The sequence below is a fragment of the Vibrio sp. 10N.222.46.A1 genome, from assembly GCF_041473595.1.
Classification (GTDB): domain Bacteria; phylum Pseudomonadota; class Gammaproteobacteria; order Enterobacterales; family Vibrionaceae; genus Vibrio; species Vibrio tasmaniensis_A.
The window spans coordinates 1-1222 of the sequence record NZ_JBFRSN010001380.1 but is presented as its reverse complement, the minus strand read 5'-3'; the positions used below and the strand labels follow the sequence as shown (position 1 = coordinate 1222).

Annotated in this window: 1 protein-coding gene; it reads right to left on the bottom strand. The window is 41.2% G+C overall.

Annotated elements, in window-relative coordinates:
• Positions 1-348: 348 nt before the first annotated feature.
• Entirely contained in the window at positions 349-1197 is an 849-nt protein-coding gene (locus AB4496_RS26760; RefSeq protein WP_009845552.1) for a sulfurtransferase, read from the bottom strand.
• Positions 1198-1222: the final 25 nt, after the last annotated feature.

The following is a 1222-nucleotide window of genomic DNA, read 5'->3' as shown; positions in this document are numbered from 1 at the left end:
ACATCAGAGATGAATATATCAATGATTAAATAGTGTAACGGCTAAGAACAGAGATTCTTGAATGAAATATTAACACTCATAAACGTGCTGACAATTAACCCATGATTAATCACAGTTTTTGTTAGCAATCGGATGGCTCTACACATAGGTAGTGTTAACTCTGTCACTACCTAGGTGTCTTCAAGTGACTACGTCTTCAAGTTACAACCGTGTTAAACGCTTGAGTTAATAAGTGCCTAGCTGATTGAGCAATAAGATGCTTAAGTGTCATGGGCTTCAGCCATAACCTTTAGTAAGCTCCGTATGCATGCGCAGTATATTCTAACAGTATCATTAAGCGAAGCTGAATTACTTTTTAGTTACGGCAATAGGTAGTTTTTCATTTGCGCCCCATTCAGTCCATGAGCCATCGTAAACGCCCATATCACTTGAATAACCAGCCAGTTTAGCGGCTAATAAAATGATGCAAGCCGTCACACCTGAGCCACAGCTAAAGAACATAGGTTGAGAGGGGGGTAAGTTTAGGGTCGAGAAAATGTCAACTAACTCTTCTTGAGGTTTCAATTTACCTGCATTTAAGACTTGTGCGAACGGCAAGCAAACTGAGTTTGGGATGTGGCCACTACGTAAGCCTTCACGTGGTTCAGGAACTTCTGAATCGAAGCGAGCTTGAGAACGCGCATCTACAATGTTCGCGTTCTTGTTATCGGAATAGCTTTCAATTTGTTGAGCATTAACAAAATAGTCGTCTTGAATACTCCCATCAAAATTCCCGGCTTGAACTTCTGTTTTATAGTTAGTGTCTGTTACGTAGCCTGCATCTATCCATGCAGGTAAACCGCCATCTAAGATATAAACGTTGTTATGTCCCATTGCCATAAACATCCACCATGCGCGAGGCGAGGCAAAAGTTCCTGAGTTATCGTAAACCACGATCGTACTGTCTTGATTGATACCAATTTCTTGTGCGCGTGTATTGAAGTGTTTTTCGGTCGGGAACATGTGAGGGAGCAGAGTGTGCTTGTTACAAAAGTCTTTGTCGTAATCGAAACGAATCGCACTAGGTATCACTTGTCCTTTGATCTTTTCTGACTCACTTGGGATCTGAAATTCGATACTGGCGTCGAGGATTACAATGTTGTCTTCTTCTAGCAAACGTTGTTGAAGTTGTTCTGGTGAAATGAGTGGCTGATTCATTCTTCTTATATCCATTCTTGTTGTT